This window comes from Thermosipho sp. 1244 (assembly GCF_018588215.1).
GTDB classification, from domain to species: domain Bacteria; phylum Thermotogota; class Thermotogae; order Thermotogales; family Fervidobacteriaceae; genus Thermosipho; species Thermosipho affectus.
Genome location: NZ_LNGA01000021.1, coordinates 12,359 through 29,982, shown reverse-complemented (window position 1 = coordinate 29,982; position 17,624 = coordinate 12,359). Strand labels below are relative to the sequence as shown.

The following is a 17,624-nucleotide window of genomic DNA, read 5'->3' as shown; positions in this document are numbered from 1 at the left end:
AAAAGGTTATTCAAAGGTAATTCAAAAGTATTTTATTATATTTTTGTATCTATTTTTTGATTTTGGATTAGTCTCTTACTATTTTTGAAACAGACTCAGTATATTATATACCAAAATGGTATTTGTTAATACAAATTTTTATGGTATCATTTCAATAAGGAGGTGTGATTATTTCTGAAAGGATAATTGATCCAGAAAAGATGCCAAATGATGTACAAACAATACGACCACAAAAATTAAATGAGTATATTGGGCAAGAAAATATAAAAAAGAGACTAGGACTTGCGATAAAAGCATCAAAAATGAGAAGTGAGGCACTTGACCACGTTTTGTTAGTGGGACCTCCTGGGCTTGGAAAGACTACATTAGCACATATAATTTCAAATGAACTTGGAACTAATATACATGTTACAAGTGGACCAATACTTGAAAAACAAGGGGATGTGGCTGCAATACTTACCAATTTAGAATATAGTGATGTTTTGTTTATTGATGAAATACACAGAATGAATAAATCTGTCGAAGAAATTTTGTATACGGCAATGGAGGATTTTCAGATTGATATTTTAATAGGGAAGGGTCCTTCTGCTAGGTCAATACGGATAGATTTACAACCTTTTACTTTGGTTGGTGCAACAACGCGTAGTGGTTTGTTAAGTGCCCCTTTGCGTAATAGATTTGGTTTAATAATGGAATTGGATTTTTATTCAATAGAAGAATTAAGCAAGATAATTGAAAGAGCAGCTTCAGTGTTAAATGTTGAGATTAATAAAGATGCTGCAATTTTGCTTGCAAGAAGATCAAGGGGGACTCCTAGAATAGCTCTAAGACTTTTAAGAAGGGTCAGAGATATGAGTACAATACGTGGAAAAGTTACAATAGATATGCATATGGTTGAAGAAATAATGGAACTTTTGGGGATAGATGAAGAAGGATTAGATGAGCTTGATAGAAGAATTTTAAAAACAATAATAGAGGTGTATAATGGAGGACCAGTTGGTGTGAAATCACTAGCTGCATCTGTTGGTATCTCAGAAGATAGCATTTCAGAAGTTTACGAACCTTACCTTTTGCAAAGTGGATTTATTGCACGTACTCACAGGGGAAGAATAGCTACACAAAAAGCGTATAAACATCTAGGAATAAATGTAAAAAGGGGGCTTTTTGATGAGTAATGAATTAAAGAAAAGATATGAGGTAGTAGTAAATAGCATAAAAAGTAAAATGTTGGAAGTTGGAAGAAAGGATGAAATAAAACTTGTTGCGGTGAGCAAGACTTTTCCAGTAGATGTAATTAAAAGTGCGTATGAAATTGGAGTTAGGATATTTGGTGAAAACTACGCGCAAGAATTACGTGATAAATCGAAAATTTTGAAAGATTATGATATAGAGTGGCATTTTATTGGAAGAATACAGTTAAATAAATTAAAATACATAGTTCCGGTAGCAGAATTAATCCATTCTGTTACAAGATTAGAGGAAATAAAAGAAATCAATAAATTAAGTACGAAATTTAACAAGGTTCAAAAGGTTTTAGTACAGGTGAATTTATCAGGTGAAACAACCAAAGCAGGATTAAGAAGTGAAGAAGTAGAGGATTTTATAAAAAAGGCATATGAATTCGAAAATGTAAAGATTATTGGTTTAATGACTATGGCCCCTTTTACTAATGATGTTGAGGCTATAAGGCGTGTATTTAGGAGTGCAAAGTTTTTAAAAGAAAAACTCCTTAAAAAATTTCCAGAGATTAAGGAACTTTCAATGGGGATGTCAAATGATTATCTAATTGCCATTGAAGAAGGGGCAACTATATTGAGAATTGGTAGCAAGATTTTTGGAGAAAGAAATGGGAGGTTGAGATAATGTTTATTTTAGGTAATTTTTTGATAGGCTTGGGGGTAGCTTTGCGAATTTTAATAGATATTGAGATGTTTTTTGTTATTATCTCTGCTATTTTAAGTTGGTTTCCTTTACCTTCAAGGATATATTATTATTTTCAAGCTGTTGCAGATATTGTGGAAAAACCTGTAAGAAGGTTAATTCCAAGAATTGGACCTGTGGATATTTCGCCGTTAATAAGTATAGTAATATTGGTGTTTTTGGATAGATTTTTAATACAGAGTATTATAGATTTGGGGTATATGTTGAAATGAAAACTATAGGAATATTTTATAAACCTACGTTAAAGGATATTGCCGAAAAATTTAAGAAAGATCTTCTTTTTGAGGGATTTGATGTTGTTTATTGTAGCGAGAAATTGCTAAGTATTGAAGTGGATTTGACGTTAGTCTTAGGTGGGGATGGGACATTTTTAAAAGCAGCGCATAAAGTGAAAAATCCTTTGGTGGGGTTTAAAGGTGGGCGATTGGGATTTTTATCCAGTTATACGTTGGAAGATTTTGAGAAATTTTTGTTTGATTTAAAGGAAAATAATTTTGTAAAAGATAAAAGATTTTTTTTGAAAGTTGAAAAGTTTTACAGTTTAAATGAACTTTTGTTGATAAAAGATCCTACTCAAAAGATGTTGGATATACAAGTTTTTTTCCAAGATGGCAGCTTTTATTTTCATGCAGATGGGCTTATAGTTAGTACTCCAACCGGTTCAACAGGTTATTCATTATCGTTGGGAGGCCCTATTTTACTTCCAAATGTAAATTCTTTTGTAATTACACCAGTTGCTCCGCAATTTTTGGCATCACGAAGTATTATTATACCGGATAGTGAAGAAGTGTTTATTAAATTAAACCAAAAGTCAAATCTTGTTTTGGATGGAATGGGATTTGGTAAAGTAAGTGAAGTTAAGATAAAAAAGTCAAAGAAAAAGATAATAATTTTAAGACCAAAGGATTATGATTTTTCAAAATCTATAAAGGAAAAGTTGGGATACGGTAAAAAATTTTTATAGGGTGGTTGGTATGGATTGGATATTAAAAGAACATGTGGAAGATTTGAAGAAAATGGTTTTGAAAGAAGGATGGTTAATTGAGTCTTTGTTAAATCAAGTGTTGAATGCTTTGAAAGAAAGGGATAAAGATGCAGCATTTAGTGCTTTAAAAAATGAGAATGATATTAATGTAATGGATATGAAAATAAGAGAGAAGGCTCTAATAATATTATCTACCATGATGCCAATGTCTAGAGAGCTTAGAATGGTTACGGGAAGCTTTGTTATTTCAAGCTATTTTCAAGAGATTGCGGAAAAAACACTTGATATTGCAAAAAAAGTTTTAGAACTCATTAAAGAACCACAGTTAAAACCGTTGATCACGATTCCAGAAATGACTAAAATTTCTTTGATTATGTTAAGAGAGAGTATGAGAATGTTTGCAGATCAAAATGTATCTGGAGCAGAATCAATTTGTGAGAAGGATGCGGAAATAGATAATTTTTTTGAAGATATTAGAAAAGAGTTGATGGTCTATATGATGGAAGATTCAAAATATGTAAAAAGGGCATTGATATTATTGGAGATATCACAAAGGATAGAAGAGATAGCGGATCTTGCTACAAAAATTGTAGAAACAACATCGTATATAATTACCGGTAGGCAATATAAATGTTACGAGGATAAATTGCATACTATCGAGTCTTTGGAGGATAAAACTTGAAGGTTTTAACAAAGTATGTTTTAAAACTTTCAATAGGTCCTTTTTTAATGGGAGTAGGGGCTTTTGTTTTGTTTGCAAGTGTTGAGCTTTTGTATCAACTTTCTGATATTATTGTTAGGCATAGAGTTAGTATATTAAAGCTTTTTGAGCTTGTATATTATAACTTGCCGTATTTTGTCTCTATGGGAATTCCAGTAGGGGTTTTATTTTCCATTTTCTGGGTTTTATCTCAGTTATACAATTCTAAGGAGATTACAGCGCTACTTGTTCATGGTATTCCCTCTCGAAAATTAGTATATCCTTTTTTCATGTTATCAATTTTATTTGGTATTTTTGCATTTTATTTAAATGATCAAGTAGTTCCATCTTTTAATCATAAGGCTATGGAAACTATATCTAGGTATGTTTACAAAAAACCAGAAATTTCCATTAGGGAAAATGTCTTGACTAAGATAGATGATTCTCAATATTTTTTTGTTAAGAGATATGATCAGTCTAACGGTATTTTATACGATGTTGTTCTTTTTCAAAATGTAAAAAATGAAGAGAGAATAATTACCGCGCAAAAAGTTATAAAGGAAGACTCAAAGTGGTTTTTAATCAATGGTAGAATGTATATTACTGATAATGACGGTTTTTTAAAATTGGATGTTAATTTTTCAAGGATAAAATTAAATTTAAAAGAAGATTTGGAAAGTCTTATGAGGTTTGGAAAATCGCCTAGGGATATGACAGGTGAGGAACTAAAAAATAAAATAAGAACTTTTAAAAAGTTGGGTATTGATCCTGCACCGTGGATTGTGGAATTACATGGTAGGTATGCAAATTCAATTGGACCTTTTATAATAGCCATTCTTGGTGTTCCATTGTCTTTATTGTTTGGATTAAAAAGTAAGTCTTGGAGTGTTATTTTTACCTTTTCTATTGTTGTGTTGTACCAAGGTTCTGGTGCTTGGATTTCTGCAATGGGGAAGGAAAATCTAATGGATCCTGTTTTAGCAGCCTGGTTTCCAAATTTGATTTTTGCAACTGTTGGTGTGTTTTTGTTTTTTTTGCTTGACACACCTTTTGCTTACAAAATTAGAGAATTATTCTCAAAGTTCTTGGTGTTTTTTTTCGTAGTATTTATTTCTGGAAATATGTTTTCAGAAACTGTGAATATGGAAGCTTCTAGTTTGATTTATAATGAAGGATCAGTTTATGCAATGGGTAATGTGCATATAAGTTGGGATGAGAATCTTTTAATATCTGATGAAGCAACTATTTTTGTGGAAAATTCAAAAGCAAAGGTAATAGAAGCATATGGAAATGTGCAATATGTTAAGGAAGGAAAGAAGTATAACGCACGGTATGTAAAGTATTTTTTTTCTGAAAAAAATTCCTATGCTTTAAAGGTAAGGGGAATAGAAAAGTATAAATCAAAAGAAAAGGAAATAGATTTATATTTTGGTGCGGAAAATTTTACGGATAATACGAGTACAGTTTTGTTAAACGAGGCGTATGTAACAACTTGTGAACTTAAAGAACCACATTACAAGGTGGAATCGTTGGACGTTTATATTTACGAGGGAAAATATTTAGTTGCGGAAAATTCTGTTTTGTTAATATTAAATTTTCCCGTTTTCCCATATCCAATTTATTTTTGGAATTTGGATAAAAATTATAAATCACCTTTTTCTTTTTCCTTTTCTTTAGATAATGGTTTTAATTTATCTACTAAACAAGAATATAATATGTATGTTGATAATTATCTTTTAAGTACAAAATTAGAGACGGGTGAAAGCTCGAATTTGATTTTCGAGATACAAAATGAGAAAAGAAGCATTTTATATGTGGACTATAAGAAACAATATCTGACTTTAAATTTTAGAAATTTTAATTATATTACCAGGTGGAATGAAAAATATACTAACTTAAAGTTCCAGCTTTATCCGTTTTATTACAATGGACTTTTAAATTATAATACGTGGAGTAAAAAATTTGGTTTGAATTTTAAAGGAAAAAGTTTTTGGTATGATATAGGTTTAATCTTAAACGTTAATAGTATAGTACTTAATAATTTTTTCTCAATTAAAAATATAGATGAAAAATTATATTTTTTTAATTTTCATATCAATAATGTGAATTTTAATACGCAAATGAAAAAGGAAATTGAAAATTCGACTTTTACAATTTCAGAAACAGGAATTTTCGATTTTTATTTTAAAGATAAGTTGTACACTACAAGGCTTAGTGGAAGTTTAAGAAACGATAATTATATAAGTAGGGTTAGTCATTCTTTTAAATTACCATTTGAGTACAAGAGTGAGTTTGTTGATTCAAAGTTTAAATATTCTTTTGAGTTAAATTATTATAATGCACTTACTGATAAATATTATTTAGATTTAGAATTAAGTGATATATATGAATTAAGTTCAAAGCTAAAATTAAAAGTTTTAGAGATCCAACCAAAATATTCGTACAAGAAAAGTTTTAGGTCAGAAAGAGAAGGTTACAACAAGTTTAATTTGGATATATCCGTTAAGGGGAATTGCATGACTTTTTCATTAATTCAAGGATATGATTTTTTAAAAAAAAGGAGTTTGAATGATAAAATTTCATTGAAGTATTTTTTAGGAAAGTATTTTTCTATGAATTTTAGTTCCGAATACGACTTTGGAACACAAAAACTTTTACCTACTACTGTGAAAGTTAATTACTTTAATTCTAAATTTTCATTAAAGTATAGCCTTATTTTTAAATATTATCACGATGATAACGTTCCAATTAAGGAAATAACACATTTTATCACTTTTCAGAAGTTAAAGGGTCGTTTATTACAATCTATAGAAGAAAATTATATAAAAAATGCGTATTTTAAGGGGAGTTTTAAATTAAATGATATATTAAATATCTTGGAATTTAATTACGTAAAAAACGATATTACAAAACCTTCTGTTTATTCTATAAAGTATAATTTAAAAAGGGGAAAGGATTCATTTGGAATAACCTACAAGTTGGATAATTTGTACTTAAATTTAGCTTTAAAATCTTTTGATCCAGGTTTGAGATTTGAGGTAAATTATGATTTTAGTGAAGAAAGAGTTAAAGATTTAAAATTAACCTTTTTAAAAAAGTTACACCATTGGATGTTTGAATTTTCATCAAGTTTTAATTTTAATAATGATGGAAACTTTGATTTTGAAGATGTAAAAAAGTTTTCTGTGTTGTTCTATATTGTAGAATTTGATGAAAAATTCTTGGGATGGGATTTTAAAGAAAATGCTCCGAGTATTGGAATATTTTGATTTTGGAGGTTTTAATTATGGGAGAAATGGTATATATTGAAAAAATGGCATATGGTGGAAGTGGAATTGGAAAATTGCCAGGTGGGAAGGTGGTGTTTGTTGAAAATGCGTATCCGGGTGAACTTGTTGAGGTTAAGGTGTTAAAGGATAAAAATGACTATGCGATTGCCAGGGTATTAAATGTTTTGGAACGTATTCCTGAAAGAAGAGCTGTAAAATGTCCATATTTTAAAAGATGTGGTGGTTGTAACTTTTTGGATTTAAGGTATGAAAAACAAATAGAATTAAAAAAACAGGTTTTTCTTGAACAGCTTTTTAGAATTTCAAAAGTAGAGTTGGATGATATTGGTGTTGAACAAAGTAACCAGGAGTACGGATACAGGTTAAAGATGGAGTTTTCTATTACAAAGGATAGAAAACTTGGTTTGAAAATGAAAAATTCGAATAAAATAATAGAGATAAAAAGTTGTTTAATTGCTCCAAAGCCAGTCAATGATTTGTTAAAGCTTATTCCTGAAGTTTTGGAAATGTTTAAGGTTGATGTATATAATGGCAAAAGAGGTACATTGAAAAATGTGGTTATAAGATATTCTCCTAATGGTGAATTGATGGTAATTTTTGTGACTAAAACGGAATTTTTTAAAGATGGTAAAAAAATTGCGGCAATTTTAGCTAAAAAAGTACCTTTGTTGAAATCAGTGGTGCATGTGATGAACAGCAACGATAAAGTCGTGTTGAGAGGACCTTACCGTATTTTAAAAGGTGAGGGAGTAATTACATACGATTTTAGTTGGGAAAAATTTCAGATCCCACCTACCGCTTTTTTTCAAAATAATTACTATATAACGGAAAAAATGATGGAGTATTTAACAAAACAATTAGATTTAAAAGATAATGAGGTAGTTTTAGATCTCTTTAGTGGTCTTGGAACTTTTTCGATAAGGTTAGCTCTTTTATCAAAATTTGTAATTTCTGTAGAATCAAATCATGTTTCGGTAAAGGCAGGAAGGGCAAACGCTAATATAAATAATGTCAGAAATATAAGATTTGTTGAGTCAGATGCCTATGAATTTTTGAAGGAATATAACAGAAATTTTGATGTTTTGGTTTTAGATCCACCAAGGAGTGGGTTGGAAAAGGGCTTGGTATTGGAAATTTTAAAACGCAATCCTGAAAAAATTGCTTACATTTCCTGTAACCCCACTACCTTTTCAAGGGATTTAAGTATTTTATTAGAAAAGTACAAGTTAAAAAGTATAAGGTTATTTGATATGTTCCCACAAACATATCATACAGAATCAGTTGCTATATTAGTTAGAAAGTAAAAATATGTTAAAATAAAAAGGGGGAGTGTGAAAAATGAATATTAAAAGGGCTTTAATTAGTGTTTCAGACAAGAGAGGGATTGTTGAATTTTCAAAAAAATTAAGAGAGTTTAATGTTGAAATAATAAGTACTGGTGGAACTGCAAAGCTTTTGGAAGAAAATGACATATCTGTTAAAAAAGTTTCTGAAATAACCGGTTTTCCAGAGATTTTGGGGGGGAGGGTAAAAACTCTTCATCCAAAAATTTTTGGTGCTATTTTGGCGAGATTTGATAACAAAGAACATTTGAATGATTTGGCAAAGAATGATATTATGCCTATTGATATGGTGGTAGTGAACTTATATCCTTTTGAGGAAGTTGCAAAGAGAACTAGAAATGAAGAAAAGCTAATTGAAAATATAGATATAGGAGGAGTTGCATTATTAAGAGCAGCTGCGAAGAATTATAGAGATGTTGTTGTAATTTCTGATCCTGATGATTATGGGAAAGTTATAAAAAGTCTTGAAGAATGTGGGGATGTACCACTTCAAAAGAGAAGGATATTTGCATTGAAAGCTTTTTATAGAACAATGAGGTATGATTCTGAAATTCACAGTGTGCTTTCTGAGCTCTTTGCCTCTGGGAATTTTTAAGGTGAAAAGTAATGTATGGAATAGTTTCAGATTCTTACAAAAATTTGGTAAAATTAAAAACCAAAAAGGGCGAGTTAGTATTAAAATCAAATAAAAAGATTCCAAAAGGATTGAGAATTGAAGTAAAAAAAATAGGACAAGGAGATTATGAAGGAAAGATTTTATTAGGTCCTAAAAGTTATTTACCACCTATAAAGTATATATTTTTAGCAAATAGAATCACAGATGATCCTAGATTTATCGAAAGACTTTCCGTTATATTTGAAGAATTGGAAAAAAGGATAAAAATTAATAGGAATTTTTTGGAGAGGTTTGAAAAGTATTTTAAAAGTAATATGAAGGATGAAGAAAATTTGGAATTTGAGGTGTACTTAAACGCACTGTCAGGAAGATATGGATTACGCTCTTTTGGCGATATTAAGGTATTTTTTGATAGGGTGTCTGAAAAATTTGAAATTTTTTATGAAAAAGAAGTGATAGTTGGATATGTAAATGGTGAGCAAATTTCTTTGAGTACATCTTCTGTGATAGAAAATGTGGAGGAATTAAAGAGTAGATTGAGTAAATATTTTAAGAATGTTTTTATTAAATTTGAAGGATTTAAAGGAGGAGTTTACGTTTAGGAAAAAGATTGCCGTTGCACTGAAGTATAATCCAGATACGGATTATATACCTTTTGTTATTGCAAAGGGAAAGGAAGAGGTAGCACAAAGAATTATAGATATTGCAGAAAAAAGTGGAGTCGCTATTGTTAAATCCCCGAAGCTTGTTAGTGAATTGTATAAATTAGAAGTGTTACAGGAAATTCCAGAAAAATTGTATGTTGCAGTTGCGGAAATAATAGCTTTTATTGAAACTCAGAAAGGAAGCGATTAAAATGAGAAAGACTTTAATTTGTGTTTTTCTAGTATTTGGTTTAATGATATTTTCAGAGTTTTCTATAAATTTTGGGATAATGTTTGGAAATTATGATGTTGAACCTTACACATTGATTTTAATTACCGAACCATTTTTAGATGTGTATATAGATGGTGACTATATTGGACAAACAGATATTTTTGGACAGTTGAAAATATCTTTTGGACGTGAAGGTTATCATTTTGTTGAAATTAAATCGGATAGTTATCTGGTAATATCAAAAAATGTGTTTATTAGTGCAAATGGGGTAATTTTAAAAATTCGTCCCCAAAAAGCGGGAAGTATTGTGATTTTTTCAAATGTTTATCCGGTAAATGTTTATCTTGATAATGCTTTTTATGGAGTAGTTAAAGACAAGAAAGATGAGCTTAAAATTCCAATTGGTGCACATAAATTAAAGTTTTTTTCACCAGGATACAAGGTTATTGAAAAGGATATTTTGATTAGTTTTAAAGAAAAGGTTCCTGTTGAATTAAATTTTCACAAGAAAAATTTAGATTTGTATCTGAGAAATAGTTATGATGAATTTTCACCTAATGGTGATTGGTACAGAGATAAATGGGATTTGGAGATCTTTTTAACAACATTTGCAACTATTACCATTGATATTTTCAGCGAAAATGAAAAGGTGGAGAGTTATAGGTTTTCTGGAGTGCCTGGTGAGAATATTTTCAAATGGAACGGAATTAAGAAGACAGGTGAATATTTGGTTGTGGTAACTGCATATAATGAAAGTGAAAAAGTAATGAAGGATACTAATGTAAAAATAAATATGGAAAAATACACTTATCTAAAAGAAATTACTATTTTAGGTCTTTTTGTGATATTTTCCGGAATAGTTTATGTGATTTTAAAATAGAGGAGGGTTTATATGATCGATTATGAATTAAAACAAAGAATAGATGAAGTTAAGAAAAAATACGAAGATATTGTAAAGGTATTTCACCCACAAGATAAATTGGAAGAACTTAAAGAATTGGAAGGTTTAATGGGAACTTCGGATTTTTGGAGTGATCAAAAAAAAGCAAAGGAAATTTCTCAAAAAGCGCAAAGAATAAGAAAGATAATAGAAGATATGAAAGATATAGAAAATAAAATGGAAGATTTAGAAGCCGGATTGGAACTTGTAGAAGAAGATGTAACTTTTTGGGAGACTGTAAAACAATTGATTGAGGAAATAGAAAAGAAGGTTAAGATTTTTGAACTTGAGTTGATATTAAACGAAAAATTTGATGCAAGTAATGCGTATTTGACAATTCATCCCGGTGCGGGTGGAACGGAATCTCAAGACTGGGCATCTATGTTGCTTAGAATGTATATGAGGTGGGCAGAAAGAAGAGGATTTAATGTGCAGGTTGTTGATTATCAACCAGGTGAAGAGGCGGGGATAAAAAGTGCAACACTTTACATAAAGGGTGAGTATGCCTATGGTTATTTAAAGTATGAAAGAGGTGTTCATAGATTGGTGAGAATTTCACCCTTTGATGCAAACAAAAGACGTCATACGTCTTTTGCATCTGTGAATGTAATGCCGGAGATAGAAGATGATATTGACATCGATATTAATCCAGAAGATTTGAGAATAGATACGTATAGGGCATCAGGCGCAGGTGGACAGTATGTAAATAAGACGGAATCTGCTGTGAGAATTACCCATATACCAACGGGAATTGTCGTGACTTGTCAGACAGAGAGATCTCAATTACAGAATAAAGAAACGGCAATGAAAGTGTTAAAAGCTAGGCTATATCAATTAGAACTTGAAAAAAGGCAAAAACAACTTGAGGAAATACAAGGTGAGTTAAAAGATATTTCATGGGGAAATCAGATTAGATCATATGTCTTTCAACCTTATACTATGGTAAAGGATCACAGAACAAATATTGAAACTGGAAATATAGATGCTGTTATGGATGGAGATATCGATTTATTCATTGAAAGTGAGTTAATTTATTTTGCAAAAAACCGGAATAAGAAGTAGAGGTGGTTTTATGGCAAAAGTTTATGTGTTAACTTCGGGAAAGGGTGGGGTTGGAAAAACAACGGTAACGGCAAATTTAGGATGTGCATTGGCAAAAGATGGAAATAGAGTATGTCTTATAGATGCAGATGTAGGTTTAAAAAATTTAGATGTCGTGTTAGGACTTGAAAATAGGATAATATATACCATTTTAGATGTGGTAAATGGTAATGTTTCACCTAAGGATGCTTTAGTAAGACACAAAAATTTGAAAAATCTTTTTTTACTTCCAGCTTCACAAATCGCAACAAAAGAGATGATTACACCTGAGGATATGATAAAGATAGTTGAAGAATTAAATGGAGATTTTGATTACATATTGATTGATTCGCCTGCTGGAATTGAAAGGGGATTTAGAAATGCAATTGCCCCGGCAAATTTTGCGATAATTGTTACAACACCAGAATTGCCGGCTATTTCAGATGCCGATAGGGTGATAGGATTATTGGAAAACAACGGTTTTGATGACAAGAATATAATACTAATATTAAATAAGTTTAAAGTTAATATGGCTCGTAAAGGAGAAATGTTGTCTGAAATGGATGTCCAAAAAGCACTTGCAATTGAGTTAATTGGTGTTATTCCTGAATCTGATGATGTTATTATTTCAACAAATAGAGGAATGCCAGTTGTGTTGGAAAGTGAATATGGTATTTCTAAGAATTTTGTAAACATAGTAAGACGGTTAAAGGGAGAAGAAATTCCATTAGAAAGTGATCTTCCTTCTGCAAGTAATTTTTTAGCAAAGTTTTTTTCTTTCTTTAAAAAGAGGTGAAGTCTATGTGGATACTGGATATTTTTAAAAAACATGAAAAAAAGAATTCGAGAGAAGAGGCATTAAAAAGATTGGATAATATGATGAGTAGGAGAAGGGAAATTATTCAAAAGATTCCACAAGATGTTTTTGAAAAAAACTCTGAGGAAATAAAAAAAGAGGTTATTAGGGTTATTTCGGCTAAATTTAATGTACCTGCTGAAAGGGTGAAGGTAGATTGTCAAGAGGAAGATGGATACGTGGTAATAGTTACAAATATAAATTTCAAATAGTTTTAGTAATTATGTTTTTTCTTTTATCAAGTTGTGCGTTGACGTTGGATAAGATATTGCCTAATACTACAAATAAGCAAATTATTAATTTGAATGCTTATTTTCAGGCATTTTATTCAGATAATTTAAAACGTATTTTTTTAGAAAAACTTGGTATTTCCGAAGATGATTTTGTGTTGGATAATATAAAGAGTGTTAATGTAAAAATGACATTAAATGGCGAAGAGATGGAAAAAAATGTGATTTCTTCAGGAATTTTAATAAAACCAATGGTTACCGTCGAAAAGAACATTTCAAGTATTAATATGGACGTTGAAGTTATCTATACTTTAATCGATGGAATCTATGAAAAAACTTATACTTTAACTGCACAATTTAACGAGAATTTGGATTTATCAAAAACAAACAATTTGTATTTTATAATTTATTTAGAAGATGAAGGTACTGGTGTAAAGTTAAATATAGATCCTGCATTTGAAATTAAATTTGTTGAGACAGATGAAAAAGAAAAAATTTATTATGTAACACCTGATAATAAGAAGTATTATTCTATATTAAAAAATGAAAATATTGAAAATAAAGTTATATTAAAAGACGTTTACGATGAGGTCCAAGTTTTTTCTTTTCCATAAGGGGTGGTCTTAGTGAAAAAAAATAGAAAAAAAGATTTTTTTAAATATTTTTACATAAGCTTTGTGGGATTTTTATTGCTTTTTTTAATTGTGAATGTTGTTACTTCTATAATAAGGTATAATGTTAATTTCGAAGAGTATAAGAAGGTAAAATCTGAGTATGAAGAAACAAAGAAAAAATACGAAAAGATGTTGAATTTGTACGATAATCTGAAAAATTTAAAAGAGGGCAGGGAAAAGGAATGAATTTTGTAGTGACAACATCGTATAATCCAAGTAAGGAGCTTATAGAAATTGCAAAAAAACTTGCCACAGAATACGATGTAAGGTATTTAAATAGAAATCATTTGCCGAAATATTTAAAAAAAGGTTTGATTGATTTTTATTATGTTATAGATAAAAAAAAGATGTTGAGTATAAAATGGAGGGATGGGGAGTTTTTTTTTCATCAAGGAATTGCAAAAATTAGAATGGAAAATATAAGACATGGTGAAAGAGATTACTTAATAGAATCTATTAATCCAAGTGAAAATGATGTAGTATATGATGCAACTTGTGGTTTGGGATCGGATGCGCTTCTAATTGCAAATTATGCAAAAAAAGTAATTGCAACGGAAGGATCAGTGCATATATATAGAGTAGTAAAGTGGGGACTTTCAAATTATGTTTCTGAGGAAGAATGGATAAATAAGTCAAAAGAAAAAATAGAATTATTAAACGAAAATTATAAAGATTTTATTCGAAAAGTAGAAGATCGAGCGTTTGATGTGGTATACTGTGATCCTATGTTTGAAAATCCAATATATGAGAGTAATTCGTTAAATCCTTTGCGCTCCTTTGCTTTGTATGAGCCTCTGACAAAGGATGATTTAGAAGAAATGTTGAGGATTTCAAAGAAAAAAGTGGTAATCAAGACTCTAAAAAGAGATAATTTGTACGAGGAAATAAGGAAATATTTTGATGAAGAGTATGTTTCTAGAAAAAGTGGAGTAGTATATGGAGTAATAAATAAGGTGGAGGTGTAGTATGGGATTTTTTGAAAAATTTAAGAAAGGTCTTCAAAAAACAAGAGAAACTTTTTTTGGAAAGATAAAAAATATTTTAAAAGGTAAAAAGTTGAATGAGGAAACAAAAGAGGAAATAGAAGAACTTTTAATCTTGTCAGATGTCGGATATGAGGCAACTGAATATATTTTAGAAAAGATAGAGGAAGCCGATGAAGATGACGCATATGAGGCATTGAAAAAAGTATTAATTGATATTTTGAGAGGAAATAATGATCTTATAATAAGCGATTTGCCATTTGTTATAAGTATGGTTGGAGTTAATGGCTCTGGAAAAACAACAACTGCTGGGAAGCTAGCTTCATACTTTTCAAAAAATGGCAAGTCTGTTGTTTTGGCTGCTTGTGATACTTTTAGGGCTGCAGCAATTGATCAATTAAAGGTGTGGGGAGATAAGACAAATGCAACAATTATTGCACATCAAGAAGGTGCAGATTCTGCCGCAGTAGCCTTTGATGCAGTAAATCATGCAATTTCCAAGAAAAAAGATGTTGTAATACTGGACACTGCGGGAAGGTTGCACACAAAGAAGAATTTGATGGAAGAGTTGAGAAAGATTAACAGGGTTATTAAGAAAAAGATTGAAAATGCACCACATGAAGTTTTATTGGTAATTGATGCTGTTACAGGTCAAAATGGATTGCAACAGGCAAAGGTCTTTAAAGAATTTGTGGATATTACTGGAATAGTTTTGACCAAATTGGATGGTACAGCAAAAGGTGGAATTGCAATTGCTATTGCAAAGGAACTTGGTATTCCAATAAAGTTTGTAGGTTTAGGGGAAGGAATTGATGATTTAAAACCGTTTGATGCAGAAGATTTTGTTAATGCACTTTTGGAAGGTGAATAATATGAATAGTTTGTGGGATAAGGATTATAAGTGCCCTGTATGTGGTAAAGAGTTTAAAAGTAAAAAGGTAAGGATAGATTCAGTGAAAATCTCAAGTTATGACGAAGACTTGAAACCTAACTTTTTGGAAGTTAATCCATTTTTATATGAAGTTGTTGTATGTCCGTATTGCCTTTACGCAGAGTATGAACCAAAATTTGAAAATACTGTAACTGTTGTTGAAAAAGATAAGATAATTGAAGCATTGGATAAATTAAAAGAGAAACTTTCAGGAATGAAAAGTAAGTTTGTAGAGAAGAGAAATATAGATATTGCCTTAAAGGCATATGGAATAGTTATAATTTTATCAACTGTTACTAAAAAATATTGTAAATTAGCAGACGCATATTTGAAGGTTGCGTGGTTACTTAGAGAAAAAGGCGATAAAAATCAAGAAGATATAGCGCTTGCGCATGCGCTAAAAAATTTTGAAGATTGTTATATGAAATCTGATATACCAGAAGGAAAACCCGAAGAGAAAGTTTTATTTTATCTTGGAGAGTTAAATAGGTATTTTAACAAAAAAGATGAATCTATAAAGTGGTTTTCTGTACTTATTAAAAAGTATGGAAGAAGCTCTTCGTATTATGCAAAGGTGGGAAGAGATAGATGGCAAAGTATGCGGCAATAGTAGTTCTTTTATTATTCTTGTTTTCTTGTAATTATGTAACATATGAACAGTTTAGTCAATTGGAAAATAGAGTATTTACTATGGAAAATGTTGTGGAAAAACATGAAAAACAGATAGAAGAGCTTGAGAAAAATTATATTAGTCTTTCAAAGAGTTTGAAAAGGGATATTGAAAGATTAGATAAAGAGTTAAAAAACATTAATTTAGAAAATAAAGTAGATTATCTTGAGGATTTCACCCATAAATTAGCGTTTCAAATTTCTAGTATGGAAAATCAATTGAATAAAGTAACTGCTGATTTAACATCGTATAATATTCGTGGAATTATTTACAGGGTAAACGAGGTAGAAGGCTTGGTTCAAAAGTTAGATTTGGGTTCTGTAAATGCGCTTTTAAATGATGCCATTGAAAAATATAACAATGGATATGCGGAAATTTATAATTTAGCAGATAAGCTAAGGAAGTTAGAATTGGAAATTCAGGCTCTAAGTGAAACATTGTCGGAGATAGATAATGTAAAAAGTAAGAATGACGAGAAGAGTATACCCGCAATTCAAATAATAAATCAGGTTGAAAAGATAAACAAATTGGAAAGTGTGGTTAATGATTTGATACTAAAAGTTGATAAGATTTCATCTAAGGAAGGATTGGAAAAGGAATTGGCATTGGTGAAACAGATTAGTTCTGAAATTAGTTTTTTAAGGAAAAATTTTAGTCGAGAAGATATTATTGATATATTGAAGTTGAGGCAGGGGTATATTTCTTATATTGTAAGAAGTGGAGATTCATTGTATAGTATAAGTAAAAGATTTAATCTGGGAAATAGGGGAGTTGAAAAGCTAATATCATTTAATGCAATAGTGAATCCAAGGAAGATTATTCCAGGTCAAGTCATAAAAATTCCGGTGGATGATTTTAAGAAATTTTTGAGAATTCCGATAGATGTGGATCCTGGGAATATTTTAAGTTATTTTGGGGAATCAAGAGATGGAATTACCAATTTGGGAATAGACATTGATGCTGCAGGTAGTGAAGTTTATCCAATTTTAGTTGGAAGAGTTACGATCAAGGGTGAAGATGTTCTGTATATAGATCATGGAAATGGTATTTTGGGAATTTACAAGGGGATAGAAACTAATTTAGAGGAAAATGACTGGGTGGATATTAACAAACCGCTGGGAAAGGTTAAAAAAATCTTTCATTTTGAATTGTGGGTTGATGGTGAGCCTAAGGATCCATTGAAATTATTATTTGAGTACAAGGGAAAATTTATGGTAACGTTTTATACCCCATGGGATGATGGAAAAATACCTTTACATCCTACTTTTAGATTAACAAGATCTGGTAAAGTGGCAAGAGAGTGGATTACAGCTGCAATTGATCCCACGTTGATTCCTTTGGGTAGTTATATATATATTCCGCAGTTGAAAAAACTACTAGTTGCGGAGGATACTGGGAGTTTGATACAAGGAAAGAGGATAGATATATATATTGAAGATGTAAATATTGCAAGAAAAAATAGTGTTAAAGATTTTGATGTGTTTATACTAAAAAATGGAGGTATTTAAA

General features: G+C 30.4%; 20 protein-coding genes. All 20 read left to right on the top strand.

The window, feature by feature from the left end; translation table 11 throughout:
- Positions 1 to 200 precede the first annotated feature (200 nt).
- The 20 genes from ruvB to AS157_RS04905 are packed head-to-tail and all read left to right on the top strand — an operon-like array spanning position 201 to position 17,623.
- Entirely contained in the window at positions 201 to 1,175 is a 975-nt protein-coding gene (ruvB, locus tag AS157_RS05000) for a Holliday junction branch migration DNA helicase RuvB (protein ID WP_197023268.1), read from the top strand.
- Positions 1,168 to 1,863, top strand: a complete 696-nt coding sequence (locus AS157_RS04995) for a YggS family pyridoxal phosphate-dependent enzyme (RefSeq protein WP_077289909.1) — start codon at positions 1,168 to 1,170, stop codon at positions 1,861 to 1,863. Before ruvB ends, AS157_RS04995 begins: the two co-directional genes overlap by 8 nt.
- The gene (locus AS157_RS04990; protein ID WP_077289910.1) at positions 1,863 to 2,153 is read left to right on the top strand and encodes a YggT family protein; all 291 of its coding nucleotides are present in this window, start codon (positions 1,863 to 1,865) and stop codon (positions 2,151 to 2,153) included. The genes AS157_RS04995 and AS157_RS04990 overlap by 1 nt, the downstream gene beginning before the upstream one ends.
- Positions 2,150 to 2,905 carry an NAD(+) kinase gene (locus tag AS157_RS04985; RefSeq protein WP_077289911.1) on the top strand — a complete coding sequence of 252 codons (756 nt, stop codon included), beginning with the start codon at positions 2,150 to 2,152 and terminating at the stop codon, positions 2,903 to 2,905. Before AS157_RS04990 ends, AS157_RS04985 begins: the two co-directional genes overlap by 4 nt.
- Positions 2,906 to 2,915: 10 nt before the next feature.
- A complete protein-coding gene (locus AS157_RS04980) occupies positions 2,916 to 3,608 on the top strand; it encodes a phosphate signaling complex PhoU family protein (RefSeq protein ID WP_077289912.1) in 693 nt (230 codons plus the stop codon).
- Positions 3,605 to 6,895, top strand: coding sequence for a YjgP/YjgQ family permease (locus AS157_RS04975; RefSeq protein WP_214494988.1), 3,291 nt, complete (start codon positions 3,605 to 3,607; stop codon positions 6,893 to 6,895). Before AS157_RS04980 ends, AS157_RS04975 begins: the two co-directional genes overlap by 4 nt.
- A gap of 17 nt (positions 6,896 to 6,912) precedes the next feature.
- On the top strand, positions 6,913 to 8,220 hold the full coding sequence (gene rlmD, locus AS157_RS04970; protein ID WP_077289914.1) for a 23S rRNA (uracil(1939)-C(5))-methyltransferase RlmD: 1,308 nt from the start codon (positions 6,913 to 6,915) through the stop codon (positions 8,218 to 8,220).
- A 34-nt stretch (positions 8,221 to 8,254) separates the two neighbouring features.
- On the top strand, positions 8,255 to 8,854 hold the full coding sequence (locus AS157_RS04965; RefSeq protein WP_214494987.1) for an IMP cyclohydrolase: 600 nt from the start codon (positions 8,255 to 8,257) through the stop codon (positions 8,852 to 8,854).
- 11 nt (positions 8,855 to 8,865) lie between these two features.
- Complete coding sequence (locus AS157_RS04960; protein WP_077289916.1) at positions 8,866 to 9,477, top strand: hypothetical protein; 612 nt, start codon at positions 8,866 to 8,868, stop codon at positions 9,475 to 9,477.
- The gene (locus tag AS157_RS04955) at positions 9,446 to 9,730 is read left to right on the top strand and encodes an EscU/YscU/HrcU family type III secretion system export apparatus switch protein (RefSeq protein ID WP_231450391.1); all 285 of its coding nucleotides are present in this window, start codon (positions 9,446 to 9,448) and stop codon (positions 9,728 to 9,730) included. Before AS157_RS04960 ends, AS157_RS04955 begins: the two co-directional genes overlap by 32 nt.
- A 1-nt stretch (position 9,731) precedes the next feature.
- Complete coding sequence (locus AS157_RS04950) at positions 9,732 to 10,631, top strand: PEGA domain-containing protein (protein WP_077289918.1); 900 nt, start codon at positions 9,732 to 9,734, stop codon at positions 10,629 to 10,631.
- A 12-nt stretch (positions 10,632 to 10,643) separates the two neighbouring features.
- The gene (gene prfB / locus AS157_RS04945; RefSeq protein ID WP_214494986.1) at positions 10,644 to 11,753 is read left to right on the top strand and encodes a peptide chain release factor 2; all 1,110 of its coding nucleotides are present in this window, start codon (positions 10,644 to 10,646) and stop codon (positions 11,751 to 11,753) included.
- 10 nt (positions 11,754 to 11,763) lie between these two features.
- Positions 11,764 to 12,567: a septum site-determining protein MinD gene (minD, locus tag AS157_RS04940; RefSeq protein ID WP_077288009.1), complete on the top strand. Its 804-nt coding sequence runs from the start codon at positions 11,764 to 11,766 to the stop codon at positions 12,565 to 12,567.
- Between the two features lie 5 nt (positions 12,568 to 12,572).
- A complete protein-coding gene (locus AS157_RS04935) occupies positions 12,573 to 12,839 on the top strand; it encodes a cell division topological specificity factor MinE (RefSeq protein ID WP_077289920.1) in 267 nt (88 codons plus the stop codon).
- Positions 12,785 to 13,471 (top strand): hypothetical protein, encoded by a 687-nt coding sequence (locus AS157_RS04930; RefSeq protein WP_077289921.1) that lies wholly within the window; start codon positions 12,785 to 12,787, stop codon positions 13,469 to 13,471. Before AS157_RS04935 ends, AS157_RS04930 begins: the two co-directional genes overlap by 55 nt.
- Before the next feature lie 12 nt (positions 13,472 to 13,483).
- Positions 13,484 to 13,717 carry a hypothetical protein gene (locus tag AS157_RS04925; RefSeq protein ID WP_077198684.1) on the top strand — a complete coding sequence of 78 codons (234 nt, stop codon included), beginning with the start codon at positions 13,484 to 13,486 and terminating at the stop codon, positions 13,715 to 13,717.
- Positions 13,714 to 14,496, top strand: coding sequence for a class I SAM-dependent methyltransferase (locus tag AS157_RS04920; protein WP_077289922.1), 783 nt, complete (start codon positions 13,714 to 13,716; stop codon positions 14,494 to 14,496). Before AS157_RS04925 ends, AS157_RS04920 begins: the two co-directional genes overlap by 4 nt.
- A gap of 1 nt (position 14,497) precedes the next feature.
- Positions 14,498 to 15,385, top strand: a complete 888-nt coding sequence (gene ftsY / locus AS157_RS04915; protein WP_077289923.1) for a signal recognition particle-docking protein FtsY — start codon at positions 14,498 to 14,500, stop codon at positions 15,383 to 15,385.
- A 1-nt stretch (position 15,386) separates the two neighbouring features.
- The gene (locus AS157_RS04910) at positions 15,387 to 16,055 is read left to right on the top strand and encodes a DUF2225 domain-containing protein (protein WP_077289924.1); all 669 of its coding nucleotides are present in this window, start codon (positions 15,387 to 15,389) and stop codon (positions 16,053 to 16,055) included.
- The gene (locus AS157_RS04905; protein WP_077289925.1) at positions 16,034 to 17,623 is read left to right on the top strand and encodes a 3D domain-containing protein; all 1,590 of its coding nucleotides are present in this window, start codon (positions 16,034 to 16,036) and stop codon (positions 17,621 to 17,623) included. The genes AS157_RS04910 and AS157_RS04905 overlap by 22 nt, the downstream gene beginning before the upstream one ends.
- The last annotated feature ends 1 nt before the right edge of the window (position 17,624 follow it).